This is a genomic window from Streptomyces hygroscopicus, assembly GCF_026168105.1.
Taxonomy (GTDB): domain Bacteria; phylum Actinomycetota; class Actinomycetes; order Streptomycetales; family Streptomycetaceae; genus Streptomyces; species Streptomyces hygroscopicus_D.
The window spans coordinates 289,270-305,751 of sequence record NZ_LBMW01000001.1 but is presented as its reverse complement, the minus strand read 5'-3'; the positions used below and the strand labels follow the sequence as shown (position 1 = coordinate 305,751).

At 70.2% G+C, this 16,482-nt stretch carries 18 protein-coding genes; 6 read left to right on the top strand and 12 right to left on the bottom strand.

Translation table 11 applies throughout. The features are described from left to right. Window positions 1-307 precede the first annotated feature (307 nt). Window positions 308-1,003, top strand: a complete 696-nt coding sequence (locus AAW14_RS01385; RefSeq protein WP_265558905.1) for a TetR/AcrR family transcriptional regulator C-terminal domain-containing protein — start codon at window positions 308-310, stop codon at window positions 1,001-1,003. A gap of 140 nt (window positions 1,004-1,143) precedes the next feature. Here AAW14_RS01385 and AAW14_RS01380 read toward each other — a convergent pair whose 3' ends face one another. Continuing rightward, a complete protein-coding gene (locus tag AAW14_RS01380) occupies window positions 1,144-1,581 on the bottom strand; it encodes a MarR family winged helix-turn-helix transcriptional regulator (RefSeq protein ID WP_265558903.1) in 438 nt (145 codons plus the stop codon). 52 nt (window positions 1,582-1,633) lie between these two features. On the opposite strand from AAW14_RS01380, the gene AAW14_RS01375 reads away from it, so the two are divergent. After that, window positions 1,634-2,449, top strand: coding sequence for an SAM-dependent methyltransferase (locus tag AAW14_RS01375; RefSeq protein WP_265558902.1), 816 nt, complete (start codon window positions 1,634-1,636; stop codon window positions 2,447-2,449). A 95-nt stretch (window positions 2,450-2,544) separates the two neighbouring features. Here the strand turns inward: AAW14_RS01375 and AAW14_RS01370 are convergent, their stop codons facing one another. Together AAW14_RS01370 and AAW14_RS01365 are read right to left on the bottom strand one after the other, a co-directional pair. Continuing rightward, complete coding sequence (locus AAW14_RS01370) at window positions 2,545-3,480, bottom strand: serine hydrolase (RefSeq protein ID WP_265558900.1); 936 nt, start codon at window positions 3,478-3,480, stop codon at window positions 2,545-2,547. Next, window positions 3,477-4,490 carry a LysR family transcriptional regulator gene (locus AAW14_RS01365; protein WP_265558898.1) on the bottom strand — a complete coding sequence of 338 codons (1,014 nt, stop codon included), beginning with the start codon at window positions 4,488-4,490 and terminating at the stop codon, window positions 3,477-3,479. Before AAW14_RS01365 ends, AAW14_RS01370 begins: the two co-directional genes overlap by 4 nt. A gap of 130 nt (window positions 4,491-4,620) precedes the next feature. On the opposite strand from AAW14_RS01365, the gene bla reads away from it, so the two are divergent. Continuing rightward, window positions 4,621-5,538, top strand: a complete 918-nt coding sequence (bla, locus tag AAW14_RS01360) for a class A beta-lactamase (RefSeq protein WP_265558895.1) — start codon at window positions 4,621-4,623, stop codon at window positions 5,536-5,538. A gap of 84 nt (window positions 5,539-5,622) precedes the next feature. Here bla and AAW14_RS01355 read toward each other — a convergent pair whose 3' ends face one another. Together AAW14_RS01355 and AAW14_RS01350 are read right to left on the bottom strand one after the other, a co-directional pair. Beyond that, window positions 5,623-6,384, bottom strand: a complete 762-nt coding sequence (locus AAW14_RS01355) for a sulfite exporter TauE/SafE family protein (protein WP_265558893.1) — start codon at window positions 6,382-6,384, stop codon at window positions 5,623-5,625. A gap of 139 nt (window positions 6,385-6,523) precedes the next feature. Continuing rightward, the gene (locus AAW14_RS01350; RefSeq protein WP_265558891.1) at window positions 6,524-7,105 is read right to left on the bottom strand and encodes a TetR/AcrR family transcriptional regulator; all 582 of its coding nucleotides are present in this window, start codon (window positions 7,103-7,105) and stop codon (window positions 6,524-6,526) included. A gap of 90 nt (window positions 7,106-7,195) precedes the next feature. Between AAW14_RS01350 and AAW14_RS01345 the strand changes: the two genes are divergently transcribed. Continuing rightward, window positions 7,196-7,615 (top strand): nuclear transport factor 2 family protein, encoded by a 420-nt coding sequence (locus AAW14_RS01345; RefSeq protein ID WP_265558889.1) that lies wholly within the window; start codon window positions 7,196-7,198, stop codon window positions 7,613-7,615. 104 nt (window positions 7,616-7,719) lie between these two features. Here the strand turns inward: AAW14_RS01345 and AAW14_RS01340 are convergent, their stop codons facing one another. Both AAW14_RS01340 and AAW14_RS01335 read right to left on the bottom strand, forming a co-directional pair. Next, on the bottom strand, window positions 7,720-8,385 hold the full coding sequence (locus AAW14_RS01340) for a rhomboid-like protein (protein WP_265558886.1): 666 nt from the start codon (window positions 8,383-8,385) through the stop codon (window positions 7,720-7,722). 279 nt (window positions 8,386-8,664) lie between these two features. Beyond that, window positions 8,665-10,317: a sigma-70 family RNA polymerase sigma factor gene (locus tag AAW14_RS01335; protein ID WP_265558884.1), complete on the bottom strand. Its 1,653-nt coding sequence runs from the start codon at window positions 10,315-10,317 to the stop codon at window positions 8,665-8,667. A gap of 176 nt (window positions 10,318-10,493) precedes the next feature. Here AAW14_RS01335 and AAW14_RS01330 point away from each other — a divergent pair, with 176 nt between their 5' ends. Further along, window positions 10,494-10,697, top strand: a complete 204-nt coding sequence (locus AAW14_RS01330) for a hypothetical protein (protein ID WP_265558882.1) — start codon at window positions 10,494-10,496, stop codon at window positions 10,695-10,697. Between the two features lie 278 nt (window positions 10,698-10,975). Next, window positions 10,976-11,236, top strand: coding sequence for a hypothetical protein (locus tag AAW14_RS01325; RefSeq protein WP_265558880.1), 261 nt, complete (start codon window positions 10,976-10,978; stop codon window positions 11,234-11,236). Window positions 11,237-11,458: 222 nt separating this feature from the next. Here AAW14_RS01325 and AAW14_RS01320 read toward each other — a convergent pair whose 3' ends face one another. The 5 genes from AAW14_RS01320 to AAW14_RS01300 all read right to left on the bottom strand — a co-directional run bounded on the left by AAW14_RS01320 (window position 11,459) and on the right by AAW14_RS01300 (window position 16,364). Beyond that, window positions 11,459-12,925, bottom strand: a complete 1,467-nt coding sequence (locus tag AAW14_RS01320) for a protein kinase domain-containing protein (protein ID WP_265558879.1) — start codon at window positions 12,923-12,925, stop codon at window positions 11,459-11,461. A gap of 250 nt (window positions 12,926-13,175) precedes the next feature. Beyond that, a complete protein-coding gene (locus AAW14_RS01315; RefSeq protein WP_265558877.1) occupies window positions 13,176-13,478 on the bottom strand; it encodes an Ada metal-binding domain-containing protein in 303 nt (100 codons plus the stop codon). Further along, window positions 13,475-14,206 carry a 2OG-Fe(II) oxygenase gene (locus tag AAW14_RS01310; protein ID WP_265558874.1) on the bottom strand — a complete coding sequence of 244 codons (732 nt, stop codon included), beginning with the start codon at window positions 14,204-14,206 and terminating at the stop codon, window positions 13,475-13,477. Before AAW14_RS01310 ends, AAW14_RS01315 begins: the two co-directional genes overlap by 4 nt. Window positions 14,207-14,277: 71 nt before the next feature. Then, a complete protein-coding gene (locus AAW14_RS01305; protein WP_265558871.1) occupies window positions 14,278-14,784 on the bottom strand; it encodes a methylated-DNA--[protein]-cysteine S-methyltransferase in 507 nt (168 codons plus the stop codon). Between the two features lie 89 nt (window positions 14,785-14,873). Continuing rightward, complete coding sequence (locus AAW14_RS01300; RefSeq protein ID WP_265558869.1) at window positions 14,874-16,364, bottom strand: AlkA N-terminal domain-containing protein; 1,491 nt, start codon at window positions 16,362-16,364, stop codon at window positions 14,874-14,876. Window positions 16,365-16,482 lie beyond the last annotated feature (118 nt).

Below are 16,482 nucleotides of genomic sequence, written 5' to 3'. Positions count from 1 at the left end.
GCGAGGTGCCGTAGCTGTCGTCGTGCGCCCGCCGGGGATTACGGGACAGCCCTTAGGTAGCACACACCCGCCGATGTCGCGAGCTTTCTCGGTGAGGCCACCGGGACTCCTTCTGTGAACGAGGGGCGGCGCAGCGGTCGGCGTTCCGCAGGGCAGCAGCGCCGCGCGTATGCACAGGTGCATGACTGGATCACGCACACCGGCCAAGGTGTACGACGTACACCTTCGTGTGTCACGGTATGGTGTACGTTGTACGCCTGTAAAGGCGGCGACCGGCGGCGACGGTCGAACAGGAGGTGGTCGGGGAATGGCCCAACAGGCAGACGCTGGGCAGCGGGCCCGCCTCAACAGGGACCGCGTGCTGCATGCCGCCGTCGCGCTCGCGGACCGCGTAGGCATCGAGGCGCTGAGCATGCGCAGCCTCGCCCAGGAACTGGGCGTGGTGCCGATGGCGCTCTACAAGCACGTGGCCAACAAGGAGCAGCTTCTCGACGGCATGGTCGATGTCATCGTCGGCGAGATCGACTCCCCTGCCCACGGCGCGGACTGGAAGAGCGCGGTCCGCGAACGAATCCTGTCGGCCCGACGGGCGCTGCTGCGCCATCCCTGGGCCTCGCGCGTCATCGAATCGCGCAGCGCGCCCACACCGGGCGCGCTGGATTACCTGGACTCGGTCATCGGCATGTTCCGGGCCGGTGGCCTCTCCGCGGACCTGACCCACCATGTGATGCACGCCCTGGGCAGCCGTGTGTGGGGATTCACCCAGGAGCTGTTTCCCGCCTCGCCGAACGTCGACCCGGATGCGCAGGCGGTCATGTTCCGTGAGATGGCCGCCAGATACCCCTACATCGTGGAGATCGCGGCGGCCCGGACCCATGACGGCGAATCGGTCGTGAACCAAGGCTGCGACGACCAGTTCGAGTTCGAGTTCGCGATCGATCTCCTCCTGGACGGGTTCGAACGACTTCACCGGCAAGGCTGGACGTCCGCCGACCAGTCCTGACACGACGGCAGCGCCTTCCCGCGGCGCCGGTCAACGGACCTTCGCGCCGCCCAATCCGCCGCGCCTCCACGTCGGTTGTCCGGTTCGCGCAGCGCGCGGACCCGGCCTTAGCCCCCTGTGACCCGTACTCCAGGGTGTGGTCAGCTCCTCGGCCTGTGGGGCGTCGGCGGCAACAGCAGCTCGGCGAGCTCATCGAGCAGCGCGGTAACCCGTTCGGCGCGGCCGGGGTCCGCGACGGCTCTGACGATCGCCTCGTCGGCCGGGGTCCCGGCGCGGGCGCGGACGGCTCGGCGCGCCCGATCGGTCAGGTGTACCAGGGTCCGGCGGCCGTCGGCGGGATCCGGAGCCGTCTCCAGGAGGCCCCGTTCACGCAGGCGGCTGACCGAAGCGGAGACATGGCTTTGCGCGAAGCCCGTGCGCGCGACGATCTCCCTGACCGAGCAGTCGGGATGCCGGAAGGCATCTGCGATCACAGCCACCTCGCCCGGTGTCAGCGAGGTCGGACTTGCCTGATCGATGGCGTCACGGCCCAGCTCGGTCAGGCGCTTGCCGAGTCTGAGCAGCTGCATTCCGTCCATGGCCCGAATATATCGTCACAGATGCATCGCTGACGATGTAATGTGCGGGTTCATGATGAACTCGAAACCGCTGAGCGCCGTGTCGAAGACGGCGCTGGCCGTGGCCCGGGTCCGCGCTCACGAGAGCGCAGCCGGGGACGCCTTGTTCAATGATCCGTACGCCGGGGCCTTCCTGGCCGCCTCAGGAGAACCGATGCGGCCGCGGCGAACTCCCGGTCCGTTGGCGACCGCCCTCAGATTCCAGACCGTCATCCGGACCCGCTTCTACGACGACCTGCTCCTCCACTCCGGCTGCGACCAGGTAGTCCTGCTCGCGGCCGGTCTGGACGCACGCGCCTACCGGCTCCCCTGGCCGCCCGGGACCCGTCTGTACGAGCTCGACCTGCCGCCGGTCCTGGAGTTCAAGCACCGCGTGCTTGCGGCGGAGTCCGCCGAGCCGCGCTGCGACCGCACGGCCGTGCCCGCGGATCTGTTGAGCCCTGCCTGGGCCGATCGGCTGGTCGAGGCCGGCTTCGACCCGGGCAGGCCGACCGCCTGGCTCATCGAAGGCCTGCTGGTCTACCTCACGGCCGAGGAGGCGGCCACGCTGCTCTCCACCGTCGGCCAACTGTCCGCGCCTGCCAGTCGGCTCGCGTTGGAGCGCGGGCGCAGCGGGCAAACCGTTCTCGACGACCCGTCCATCGCGCACATCACCTCGCTGTGGAAGGGCGGCCTTGGCTCCGGCACCGCCGACTGGCTCGACCAACACGGCTGGCACGCCGAGAGCCATCCACTCGACACCGTCGCGGCCGACTACGGGCGGCCCATGGACAACCCGTCCGGCACCGGCTTCATCACAGCCGTGCGCACCGTGCCCAAGGCCGGTTGAGGGTCCGGCGACGCGTCGAGGTGGCTGAGAGCGTCATCATGCGGGAACCTGCGGCGCCGCCGAGGCGGTGTGGCCGCAGCTTCCCCTCACCCGCTTCAGCGGCGCAGTGCCTCGAATGCGTGCCGGGCGCCGATCCCGATGGCGAGGTCGATGTCCGGCGCCAGGTTGGCGCGGCGGTCGGAGCGGGTGAGCGCGGCCATGGCCACCCGGTGGCCGGATTCGGCCTCCACCACGCCGATCTCGTGCCGTAGGTGGAGGAAGGTCCCTGTCTTCCCGCTGACCCGCAGGGTGTCCGCGCGAAGTTCGCTTGCCAGTCGCTGCGTGAAAACCTGCAGTCCCATGAGCCGGCGGAGTTCGGCGGTCGCGTCGGGATGGGCGATCTCGTCACGCCACACTCGCTGCAGCAGGTCGACGAGTGCTGTGACGGTGCCGAGGTTGGCGCAGGCCGGGTCCAGCGTCTCGATCGCGTGCCGCCCCGAGTGGTCGTCGCGAATGGCGACCTCCTGGGCGAGTGAGAAATCGTTGCCCGCGGCGCCGGCGGCGCACTCGTACATGCGGTTGAGCCGGTGCCGCACCCGTATGCCCGAACATCCCCATGAGCGCAGGCGGGCGTCGACGTCCGCCACCGGAACGAGATCGAACAGGGCGTCGGCGCTGGCGTTGTCGCTGACGGTGAGCATGAGGAGCAGGAGGTCGCCGACGGCCACGGCGGCGGGGTGTCGGAACGCTGCCAGTCCGGTGGACCCGACGCTGCTCGTGGCCGGGTCGACCCTCACCGGTCGCGCCGCGTCGAGTTCCCCGGTCGCGATCCGGTCCAGAGCGACGAGGGCGAGCGGGACCTTCACCACTGAGGCGAGCGGCACCGCTTCATCGACGTCGAAGCCGAGTTGCTCGCCCGTATCGATGCTGCGTGCGAGGAACGAGCCACGAACACCAACAGCTGCCCATTCCTTGGCGATTGCCTCGGCGACGTCGAGGTGGGCACCGTCGGTGGCGGCGTAGGCCGGGCGGTACGCCGGGCGGGCGCTCATCCGCGCGCCGCCAGTCGCGTCGGGGCGTTGCCGCCCGCGGCGTCGGACTGTGCCGTGCCGGACATGGTCGGTGCGGCGCCGACTGCCGCCGCCAGCAGTGCGACCAACCAGTCCGGTACGTCCGACACGCCCGGTTGACGCCGTGTCACACCCGGATCGTATCCCCGGTGCAGTGACACATCGCCGAGGGGCGCCCAGTTCGCCCCGTGCCGCCGGGCGAACGGCTCGGCGCACAACAGTGTCACCCGGTTGGCGAGGGTCTCGGCGAGCGCGGTCGCCATCGGCCCGGCTGGGCGGACCAGGCCCTCGGGAAGCCCGGCACGATCGGCTGCGCGGCTCAACCTTTCTCGTGCATAAGGGACTTGGTCCTCCGCCGTGATGAGGATCGGCAGCGCGGCCCGCCTCGCGTACGTTGCGCCGCGCCCACGTCGTGGCCGCAGGTCCTCCAGGTGGACCGTGCGCCCACGCGGCCCCGGTCGGGCCCCGGCCGGGGCGGGGTGTGCGCCGTCCGGCGTGTTCGGCGGCGGCGCGGACGCCAGACCGAGCGGCACCCGCAGTGCGGCGGCCTCCGGGGGAACGCGGACGAGGGCGTAGGCAAGCGATCCGTCGGTCAGACCCGCCGCCCTGTCCTCCGGCGGCAGCTCGTGCACGCCGAGCGTGGTGCCGTGCTCGGCTCCGGCGCGGATGACTCGCGCCAGCGCCGCCGGGCCGCAGTCGGCGGGCACCCCGACCGCACGTACCGCCGACTGCCGGGCCGAACGGGCCATGTGTCGCAACCGGTGGGCTCGGTCCAGCACATCCTGGGCGTACGGCAGGAGAAGTACACCGAAGTCGGTGGTGGTGACCTGCCGCCGCGAACGGTCGAACAGGAGGCCGCCGAAGTGCTCCTCGAGTGTCCTGATGCGGCGGCTGAGGAGTGGCTGGGCGATCCCGAGCCGGTCGGCCGCGCGCGAGAAGCTCGCCTCGTCGACGGCCGCGACGTACGCCTCGAGGTGCGCGAGTAGATCCACCTGGCATTCATATCAATAAGTTATGACGCCTTCAATGTTCACTCTTGGACATGGGTGGAGTTCTGCTGTTTGGCTGTCCCTCGTCGAAGGCCTGATCCAATGACGACGGACCAACGGGAGATCTCTGCACATGGCCACTGCCACCCCCCTGCCGCGGCGCGGCCTGTTCAAGACCGGCCTCGCCCTCTCCGCCGCCGTAGCCGTCCCTGCCCTGTCGGCCCCGGCCGCATCGGCGACGGCGTACTCCGGACCGAGCGGCGCCGAAGACGAGTTGAGCGATCTGGAGCAGCGGTACGGCGCGCGCCTCGGGGTGTACGCACACAACGTCCGCACCGGGCAAGTCATGTCCCACCGGGCGCAGGAGCGCTTCGCGATGTGCTCGACGTTCAAGGCGTTTGCCGCCGCGGCGATCCTCCGCGGCCACGCCGGCTGTGCGCCGCTGGACAAGGTGATCCACTACCCGCCGAGGGACATCCTGCCCAACTCCCCGAAGACCAAGGAGCACGTGGATGTCGGCATGTCGGTGGGCGAACTGTGCGCGGCGGCGATCCAGTACAGCGACAACGCGGCGGGCAACCTCCTGCTGCGCCAGATCGGCGGACCGCGCGGCCTCACCCGGTTCTTCCGCTCGATCGGCGATCCGGTGAGCCGCCTCGACCGTTGGGAGACCGATCTGAACACCGCCCTCCCCGGCGACCTGCGCGACACCACCACACCCGAGGCCCTCGGTCGGAGCTTGGAGCGGTTGACGCTGGGCCGGGCGCTGGCCGGTGCCGACCGGGAGCAGCTCGTGACATGGCTGAAGGGCAACACCACCAGCGGCAAACGGTTCCGCGCTGGGTTGCCGGACGGCTGGGTCGTGGCGGACAAGACGGGCACGGGCGACTATGCGAGCGCCAACGACATCGGCGTCGCCTGGACGAACAGGAGGACACCGATCGTGCTGACTGTTCTGTCGTCGAAGGCCACCAAGGACGCGCCGACGGACGACGGGCTGATCGCCGACGCGGCGCGCGTTGTCGCGCGGGCTCTCGCCCCGTGTGAGTAACCGCAACGCAGCTCGTGTCCGTTCTCGCCCGACCTGCCCACCGGGCGGGAGTCCTTGGTAGGTCGCCGGATGACGCCCCGGTGTTCAAGGCCGCCACAGCCCCCACAGCCCCTTTCCGAGTGTGCTCGCGCCTCCTGCCAGGGCAAGCAGGAGTACGAGCAGACGTCCCCGCTTCTCGGGTACGTGCCCGGCGAGTTGCCTGCCGATCAGAGCGCCCGCGGCCATTGCGGCGACGGCGAGACCCCATACAGGGGGACTGAGCCTCGGCATACCGTTGGACGCCACCGAGACGGTGTTGACGACGACCCCGTAGAACTGAGCGTTGGGCACGAACTCCCTCACGGACCACCCCGCGTTGAGGGCGAAGAGGGACAAGGGAGGGCCGCCCACACCCGCCGCGGAGTTCATGAATCCGCCGAAGGCCCCAGCGGTGACCGAACCGGCGCCGCCGCGCAGAGCGGCAACTCGCGTCCCGTGCATCACGAGCACGACAGCCGCGGTGACGAGAGCCCCCAGGCAGGCCATGAGCCAAGGCTCGGGCAGCCGTCGCGCCACCCACGTCCCGGCCGGTACGGTGCACACGGCCGCGACGCACAACGGCACCATGGCCTCCAGCCGCACCCGCCGCCACCCGGCAGCGAGACCGACGAGACTGACGGCCCCGGCGGCGCAGTTGGCGAGTACGACGCCTTCGGCCGGCCCGAGGAGCAGCACGAGCGCGGGAACGGCGACCAGCGCGAACCCCATCCCGGTGAGCCATTGCACGCAGGCACCCAGTAGCACGATCCCGCCCAGCAACAGGCCCGGTGCCCACCCACCCGTCACCGGCAGCAGCCTCTCGGACATACAAACGGTCCAAAAACGTCAGGCTACTCACGGCCGGGGATCGGGAACAGGTCCTTGCCCGTGCAGGCACCTGCCGGACGGCTCTTGGTCCACGCCGTGCGAGCGGTCTGCGAGGGTGAGGCCATGGGCGGGCGATGCGCTACCGGGCGCCGGTGGCCGCGGGCGATGCGCTCAGGAGGTGCTCCGCGGTGGCGCGGGCATGCCGGGCGGGTTCGGGGGATCCGGAGATCGCCGCCGTGGTGATCGCTCCTTCGGCCAGCAGGGCGAGTTGCTCGGTCAGCCGGGCCGGTTCGCCGGCTGCGGCCACCAGACCGGCCAGGTAGCTGTGGAAGGCCTCCTTGTGGGCGCGGGCGGCTTGAGTGATGCCCGGAGAGACGGCGCCCAGCTCGCCGAAGGAGTTGATGAAGGCGCAGCCACGGAAGCCCTCCTCGCTGAACCACTGGTGGAGCCAGTCGAAGACGGCGAGCAGGCGCTCGCGGGGGGAGCCGTGGCCGTCCACGTATCGGGCGAGTTCCTCGCGCCAGCGCGCGTCACGGCGTGAGAGGTAGGCCTCGACCAGGTCCTCCTTGGAGGGGAAGAGCTGGTACAGCCGCTTGAGGGAGACCCCGGCGGCGGAGCGTATCGCGTCCATCCCCACCGCCTGGAGGCCTTGCCCGTAGAAGAGGCTCTCGGCCGCGTCCAGCACCTGCGTCCTGAGCGTTTCGATGTCTACGGTGGCCACAGAACCCCTCCTCTTGCGCGAGAACCATCGTTCTCCTACTGTAGTCGACAGAGTGGAGAACGAACGTTCTCCCTTGAGGAGAGGAATGTCATGGCCGACCGGCGCCCCCCGCTTCCGCCGTTCACCGAGGACACCGCCCGACGGAAGGTCCAGCTCGCCGAGGACGCCTGGAACAGCCGCGACCCCGAAAAGGTCGCCCTCGCCTATACCGAGGACTCCGAGTGGCGCAATCGAGACCAGTTCATCAACGGCCGAGCCGAGATCGTCAGGTTCCTGCGCGGCAAGTGGGAGCGCGAGCTCGACTACCGGCTGCGCAAGGAGCTGTGGGCATTCACCGACAACAGGATCGCGGTGCGCTTCGAGTACGAGTACCGCACCGCCGAAGGCCACTGGTTCCGCGCCTACGGCAATGAGAACTGGGAGTTCGACGCAAACGGCCTCATGCGCAAGCGCTACGCCAGCATCAACGACTTGCCCATCACCCCCGACGAGCGTCGCATCTCCCTGTAGCGCCCGGCTTCGTCATACTGCAAATGGCCGTGCCGGACCGCTCCGTGTCGAGTGCCTGGGGCCCGAGGCGCGCTCGACGCGCTGGACGACCGTAGGCCGCCGAACTACTCCTGACGGCCCGCCGTATGCGCCGGGGTGTGGCGTGGAGTTGTCCACTCCTCGCTGTCAGGAGATGCCGGCGCGGCGGGCGCGGCCGTTGCCGGGCCCGATGGGGCACGCAGCCAGTCGGTGCGGGCCGCGAGGGCACCCAGCACGAGAGAGATCAGGTGGCCGACATCGGCAAGTTCCTGGTCGTAGAGCAATGCGACGGTCAGCACCGAGGCGAGCAGTGCCAGCCCGTAACGGGCCAGGCGCCCCCCGGCGAGGGCGAGCAGACAGGCAGCCGTGGTCACCAGCCCGTAGCTGATGCCCACATCGCGGGCGCGGGTGGGAACACCAGGCAGACGGACTACGTGCATCAGCCACAGGAAGCCCTCGGTCATCAGGGTTGCCGTGAGGTGGCCGTAGACGAACACCGTGCAGGCACGCAAGGTGCCCCGGCGCCACTCCGCACATCCCAGGACCGCGGCCACGGCCCCGATGCCCACCAGCGCAGGGACGCCGTCGACGACCAGACCGCTGGTGAACAGGGTCCACCACTTGCCGACGTCGATGTGATGGACGTTGCTGCTGTTGTGACGCACGAAACGGGCGCGTTCGGCAGCGGATTGCCCCTTCAGCCACCATGCGGTCGACAGCAGGGCTGTCACGTACACAGCGGTGCCCGGCACCCGCCTCAACGTCTTCCCGGCCTTCATCGTCGTCCGTTCCCGTTCCCCGTCGTTCGACAACAGCGCCGGGACACCAACCGCGGGTGCACCCGGCCCTTTTGCATGAGCAGACCATCGGCGGCACCATCCGGTTCCAACGGAGGCCTGCCGAAACCGTCACACCCAGGCCGCAGGATCGGCGTGCGCCGACGGCTGCCGAGCCGTCCGCACGCGTCGCTCCAAGAGGGAGTCGCGGAGCGATGCGGCGGCGCAGGAACGCACTCCCCAAGGCGACTGCCCTCAGTCGGAGAAGTCCTGAGTCATCCACAATGTGCCAGATTTGTCGTGCAGTATCTGGATGCCTATGTGACGGAAGCCGGGGTTGAGGATGTTCCGGCGGTGGCCGTCATTGGGTGGTTGCTCGGCGAGCATGGACTTGGTGATGCCCACGGCCATGTCGGTGAGTGCGGCCGTGGTGTGCGCTATGGGCCCGCCGGTGCCTATGTTTTCGCCGGCCGCGCCCCAGGAGACGCCTGCTGCGTGCTCCCGGTCGCCGAAGGCTGCTTCGCCAGGGCACTGGTGTTGCAGGCCGCAGCCTGCAGCCATGGTCTGGTTGTGCGCTCCCGCGCTCGACTCCAGGCCCGTGAGCGGCTGGAGCGGCGCCAGGTTCTGCGCCGCGCGGGCCTGATTGATGACGGCGAGGACCTGCGCGGCGGCCGCGGCCTCCGGGCTGGCGGCGGACGGAGACGCCGTGAGCGGGTGAGCAGCCGTCGTGTGAGGGCTGGAGGAGGCCGTGTGCGTGGGGGAAGGGGAAGCGGTATGCCTGGGGGTCTTGCTCGGTGAAGGCTTCGGAGGGGTTGTCTCGGCCGAGGGAGTCGCTGTCGCGCTCGGCGTCGGGGTACCGCTGGTCTCGCCTGTCTCGTCGAGGCGCTCTTGGCCCACCGTCGAATGCCCGCTGCCGGGGCCTGAGGCGAGGACACCGATGCCCACTGCCGCCGTGACGGTGGCCGTGACCGCGGCAGCCGTCAACAGCGGCTTGCCGGTGAACTCTGCGAGCGAGCGCCGGGCGCGGTGTTTGGGTGCGTGGATACGTCGGCGGGGTACCGGCCGGTCATGCGTCGACGGCGCTGACATCGCGTATCCCGCGGGCGCCGCCGCCTGCCCCGCTGTGCGCGCCAGGACGAGCGCCGTGATGCCGAGCGGCAGCGGAACCAGGGCAAGATTCACCAACAGGCGTTCCGCCGGGACCAGATCCGCGCCCAGACTGCCGCAGTGCACGCATTCGCGCAGATGGCGCGCCAGGCGCTTGCGCCACAGCGTGCTCGGTCGGCCGTCCCACATGTGGATGGTCTGGGCCAGTTCGGGGCAACGGGGGTCCGCGGCCAACGCACGTACCACCATGCGCGCGGTCTCCAGCTGTGCCTTCATCCGGCTCACCCGGACCGTCACATGATGGGAGTCCAGGCCTGCCGCGTCCACCAGCTCTGCACGGGTGAGGTGTCCGGTCGTGACCAGCCACCACAGCGAGAGCAGCTCCCGGTCGTCCTCATCCAGCCACCGGGTTGCTTCCACGGTCTCCCGTCGTTGTCCGGACAGGCCGAGCTCGGTCAGCGTCAGGTCCGCGAAGTCCGCACCGGGGTCCGCCACGGCCGCGAGCTCGTCCAGGTCGTGCAAGGGTGTCGAGCGCGATTGGCGGTAGGTCCGAATCTGGTTCATGGTCACCGCGACGAGCCAGGACCGGAACGCCTGCTCGTCCCGGAGCCCGGACAGGCCCCGTACCACGCGCAGCATCGTCTCCTGCACCACGTCGTCCACATCGGCGCGTCCCAGCAGAGCACGCCCGACGATGTTGTAGACGAGCGGAAGGTACTGGCTCACCAGCTCGTCCAGTGCCTCCTGCACTCCCTCGCGCGCCGCCGCCACCAGCTGCGCGTCCCCTTGGGTGTATGTCATCTCGCGCTCCTTCCGACAAAGCCCGTCCATGCTGTTTACGTAAGTGGAGACCCCGCGCAGGCCGGTCGGTCACAAAAAATTCCGCGGGAGTATCGTCCGCCGGTACGACGCGGCGCCTCGCACCGGGCCCGGTGAATGTCGGCTTCGGGTGGAGGTGCGGCATCCTACGGCGCAGCATGATCGGCATTGAGCCCTTGGGGGAGCAGTGCGCGGTGATCGTCGGCCACGACTGGGGTTCGGCCATCGCCGCCAACTCCGCCCCGTCCGGCTTGGTCGCGCCGGCCGATGCGATTGCGATGGCCGGTGTGAGGGCCAGTTGTCTGGCGTGTAACAGACTCGCCGCTCCGGTGGAGGGGCGCGATGCTTTGAGTGAAAGCTGAATTGTTCGTGCATCGGCGGGGGTTGACGTGTTGCGTGTCCACTGCACGTCAGAGGATCTGCTCAAGGTGACGGTCGCCGACCAGCCGGCCCCGCTGGCCGAACTCTGCCTGGCCTTCGAAATGCTGCAGCGCCGCGATGCACACCCGGTGTTCACTCCGTGGCGGCAGCGCGTGGCCCGCACCCTTCCGCGGCGAGCGCGGCCCTATTGCAGCTGGTCTCCCCATTGGGCGCCGGGCCGCTGTTCCTGGACCCACCCAGTCACGGTCTCGAAGAAGGCATGGACCAGACCCTGTCCACGCCCCGAGCCCGGGCGGGCGCGGAGCTGCGCCGGATGTGCGTCATCGACCGCCCGCTCACTCCCTGGGTGCGTCGGCTCGCCGAGCGGGACCGGCACGCCTGGCAGACCCTCGAAGGGGCCGTCCGCACCGCCCACGCCGACGTCATCACCGAGGCGTGGCCCCGTATCCGGGCCGGCTTCCATGCCGAGGCGGCCTGGCGCTCCCGCATCATCGCCCAGCAGGGACTGCCGCTGCCCTGACCGGGCTGGCGCCGTTCGTCCGCTGGCGCGGCATGACCCTTGAAGCACGCTTTCCCCGCGACCTCGACCTCACCCTTCACGGCCACGGCATCATCCTGCAGCCCTCTTTGTTCTGGGCCGACCACCTCCTGGCAGCGCCGCAACCCGACGGCCGGCTCCTGCTGATCTGCCCCGCCGTCACGCCCCTGCCGCTTCGGGACACCTCAACACCCGACGGCCCGCTCACCGCTCTTGCGGCGATGCGGCCTTGGCGGGCGGCCCTTCCGGCGCCGCCCGCCCCGCCCCGGCCCGGCGCCGCACGAGTGCGGCGGTCTCCCACGACAGGGTGGCAATGGCCATCAGCGACAGCAGCAGGTAGAAGACGAAGAGCTTGTGCAGGTCGTCGAGGACGTACCAGATCGATGCGGTGGCACTGAACCAGAAGGCGACCAGTGAGCCGGCGCCGCGCCCCCGGCTGCGTGCCGCGCCGACGAGGCAGCCGACGGCGGCCAGCGCCAGCAAGGCGGCGATGCCGACGTACGAGCTGTCCCACCCTGCGTAGGCGCGCCGCAGTTCGGAGTTGACCGCCACGGCCTCGGCCACCGGTCCCCAGGCCACCGCGCACGACAGGCGTGCCGACCAGGGCAGTGTCATCAGTCCGAACACGCCGGCCATGATGGCGACCCAGCCGAAGTGAGCGGTGTCCACGAGTTGCCCGCGTGCGCACAGGAACGACAGCAGGCATCCGAGCAGGGCCACAGCGCTCTCCGGCGAAGGGCGCCATGAGAATCGGAACCTGTCCCGGAGCGGGGTTGAGCCGCCGGATCGCTTTTCCGGCGGGAAGGACGTGGTGGCCCGGACCGTCGCCATGGAGGCCTGTGCCAGGGCGCCCGCGAGGGCCGCGCCCATCTGCCCCGCATCGGCGAACCGCTCCGCGGGGTCCTTGCGCAGGGCGCGCTCGACCACCGCCTCGACAGCCGGCGGTACCTGCGGTCGGAGCCGGGAGACCGGCACGGGTTCGGTGAACAGGTGCTGATGCATGACGGCGAAGGGCGATTCGCCACGGAACGGCGGCTGCCCGGCCAGCAGTTCGTACAGCAGACATCCCACCGCGTACAGATCGGCCCGGTGGTCGACCTCCGCTCCGCTGATCTGCTCGGGCGAGAGGTAGGCGGGGGTGCCTATCGCCGCACCACTTCCGGTGATGCGGGTGGCGGCCTCGGTGAACGCCTTGGCGATGCCGAAGTCGAGGACCTTCACGGTGTCCGGCCCGGTGAGCATGATGTTCGAGGGCTTGACGTCCCGGTGCACGATGCCGCGCTCGTGGCTGTGCCCCAGTGCCTCCAGCACCGCGCATGCCGCCTTGATCGCCTCGGCCACCGGCAGGGGGCCGCCGTTCAGGGTTTCGGCGAGGGTGGTGCCCTGCACGTACTCCATGACCAGGTAGGGGCGCGGGCCGTCCGGGTCCGGTTCCTCGCCGACGTCGTGGATGGTCGCGACGGCTGGGTGGTTCAGCGCGGCGGCCGCGTGTGCCTCGCGCCGGAAGCGGGCCCGTGACTGGGGATCGTGGGCCAACGTCGAGGAGAGCAGCTTCACCGCCACGGTGCGGCGCAGCCTCCGGTCAACTCCACGATGGACCGTTCCCATGCCTCCCTGCCCGAGTTTCTCGACCAGCTCGTACCGGCCGCCGAGCACCCTGTCCCGCCCCACTGATGCCTCCCCCTGTTCAGAACCTCGACGAAGCTTACGGGGACATACGGAAACGGGACCTTCGAGCAGCGTCGCTTGCATCACCCGCACGCGGTGGTCGCCACCGAGGTCCTCCCCGGCACGCCACGGTCGCCCTCGGAGTCACTGCGGGACCGTCGAGGTCAGTGCGCTCACGCCGTCACCCCGGTGGGCGGCCAGTTCCCCGGCGCCGATCAGGGGGAGTGGGAGATCGCGCGGTCCGTCGGAAACATCATCGTGGGGTGCCTTCTCGGTCCGCCTTCCAACGGGCGTACTCAGCGGGCAGGCACGCCGCGCAAGGGCGGTATCCGGCTGCGATCGCGGTGGCCTCGTCCCGGAAGAAGACCCGGTACCTGACGTAGTGGCCGCGAGCGATGGCGCGCCGTGCCGACGGGCAGTCCAGGCGTCCGTACAGACGCAGGCGCCAGTGCCCGCCGAGGGCGCCCGGGGTGCTGCTGCGAAAGGGCAGCCGGTCCCGGCCGATCAGAGTGTACGTGCGCCGGTGCCCGCTCGCGTCGAGGTGCGGGTGGCTCATACCGCGTCGTGGAAGACGAGGCCCAGCGTGTGCCGTCGGCCGGAGCGGACCGTGCTCACGCCGTGCCGCATCGGCCCGTTCGACCAGCCGCGCTTGGTGGCCACGGGGCGGTCGCGCGTGGTGAAGACCAGTCCCTGGCCCTGCGGGATGGTCATGGACGATCCCCGGGACTGGGCGCGGGGCCGTTGCTCGGTCATCAGGAACTCACCGCCGGTGAAGTCGACTCCGGGCTGGCCGAGTCCGACGACGACCTGGAGCGGGAAAATCATGTCGCCGAAGACATCGCGGTGCAGGGCGTTCCAGTCGCCGGGACCGTAACGCAGCAGAATCTGCGCAGACTTGGCCTGCCCGGCGTCATGACACAGCGTCAGCCAATCCTCGAGCGTGTCGGGCCAGGGAGCGGGCATGCGCAGCTTGTCGGCCCAGTCGCGGGCGATCGGCAGCAGCCGCGGGTAGAAGGCTTCTCGGCATTCCTGTACGACGACGGGGAGTTCGTGTGTGAAGTAGCGGTACTGACCCGAGCCGAAGCGGTGTCGTGCCATGTCGACGGTCGTACGGAAGCGGTCGGCGTCATCGTAGAGAGCGGCGATCTCGTGACACTCCTCGGGAGTGAGCAGACTGCCGGTGAGCGCGTGGCCGTGCTCGTTGAGCTCGTGGGCCACCGCGTCCCAGTCCGCTTCGGCGACGCGGGAAGCGACGTGGCCCGCCGGGCGGATGGTCTCGATCATGGTGAGGTTTCCTTGCACCGGTGGTGAGGATGTCGGAGGGCCCCGCGAAGACCCACGGAGCGCAGGACGTGTCAGGTCGGCCGGTGGAACTTTTCGAGAGCCAGCAGCTGCTGTTTGCGCTCCAGACCCCCGGCGTAGCCGGTGAGCGCGCCGCCGGCGCCGATCACTCGGTGGCAGGGGCGCACGATCAGCAGCGGATTCGCGCCGATGGCCGTGCCGACCGCGCGGACGGCGGCCCTTGAGGCACCGACCCGTGCGGCAATGTCACCGTAGGTGACAGTGGTGCCGTACGGGATGGCGTCCAACGCCCGCCACACTCGGCGACGGAAGTCGCTGCCGCCGTCGACGCAGTCCAGATCGAAGGAGGTCCGCCGGCTGTCGAAGTAGGACCGCAACTGGGAGATGACCTCCGTGAACGCATCGGCGTCCGCGGTCCAGTCGGGCTGGACGACGGCGCCGTTCTTCTGGCCGGGCATGGACAGCGAGGCGAGCGCGATGCCGGCCCCCGCGGCGGACGATTCCTCGCCCACCAGAAGGAGTTCGCCCAGCGGACTGTCCGTTGTCGTGTAGACCGTCATCGGTCCTGTTCCCTTCCCGGAGATTCCATGTCGTGCATCGCCTTCGACTCCGCTCCTTGCGAACCGATGCGGACGGCGGACTGCAGAGTTCATGCGGGGGCGGCGCGGCGTCGGCCGACCGCGGCGTTCCAGAAGTGGTGCATGGCATATGTACGCCATGGCCGCCAGGCCTCCGCGTCGACCGCCTCCGCTCCCGCGTGCCGCATCCCCGCCTGGACGGCCGCGTCACCGGTGAGTAGGACGTCGGGGTCGCACAGCGCCCGCATGCGGATGTAGCCGGCCGTCCACGGCCCGATGCCCGGGAGATCCAGCAGAGCCTTCTCCGCCTCGTCGCGCTCGGCGCCCGGATCGAGGTGGATCGTGCCGGACGCGAGGGCACCGGCGAGCGTACGCAGGGTGTCGCGGCGTGACTCGGGCATGCCCAGCTCCTCCAGTGACGCCTCCGCCAAGGCGTCCGCGTCGGGGAAGAGATGGGTGAGGCCGCCGCTGGGGGCCGCGAAGGGTTGACCGTAGGCGGCGACCAGGGCGTTGCCCAGTCTGCGCCCGGAAGAGACGGAGACCTGCTGGCCGAGTACCGCTCGCGCGGCCAGCTCGTGGGAGTCTGCGGCGCCCGGTGCGCGCAGGCCCGGGCGCGCGGCGACCAGCGGGGCGAGCGTGGCATCGGCGCCGAGACGCTCGGCGACGGCATACGGATCGGCATCCAGGTCCAGCAGACGGCGCATACGCTGGGTGGCGGCCGTCATGTCGCGCAGATCGCTGAGATGCAGGCGGCACTCGAGCCAGCCGCCCCTCCCGAGCTTCTCACCGACTTCGGCGACACCGGTGCCGAGCGGAAGGCGCAGGGTGCGCCGGTAGCAGCGGGTTCCTCGCGCACCGACGAGTTCTTCGACGCCGGTGAGGGCGCGTGCGGCGAGATAGTCGAAGACCTCGGTGGCGGCGTACGGCCCCCGATAGGCCAGCCGGAGGGGCACCCCGGTCGCCTCGTTCGCCGGACCGGGCGTCGTCCCCGGGCGCGCAGGACGCCCGGAGGCAGCCGCGCGCAACCCGCTGGGCGTGGTGGCATAGATCTCCCGGATGGTGTCATTGAACTGCCGCACGCTGGCAAAACCCGCGGCGAACGCGACCTCGGTCGCCCGCATGCCGGTGGTCTGCAGCAGGATCCGGGCGGTGTGCGCCCGCTGGGCCCGGGCCAGGCCGATCGGGCCGGCGCCGACCTCTGCGTTCAGCTGCCGCTGTACCTGGCGGGCGCTGTAGCCGAGGCGTGCGGCCAGTCCTGCCACGCCCTCGCGATCGACGACGCCGTCGCCGATCAGCCGCATGGCACGGCCGACCGCGTCGGCACGGACATTCCACTCAGCGGAGCCCGGCACGGCGTCGGGTCGGCAGCGGCGGCAGGCTCTGAAACCGGAGTGCTGGGCAGCGGCGGCGGTGGCGAAGAAGCGCACATTGTGTCGCTTGGGCGTGGTGGCGGGACAGCTGGGGCGGCAGTAGATGCCTGTGGTCGAGACGGCGAAGAAGAACTCACCGTCGAACCGGGCATCACGGCTGCACAACGCCTCGTACATGCTGTCGTCGTTCATCACCGTTCCAGTCTGCGCCGGGCGGTGCCCCCCTGCTGGCGGTAATCGGACATCACGTTCGCCGCGCGGTCCGGTGGGCGGCGACGGTGTCCCGGTCGCTGTCTGCACTACATCACGC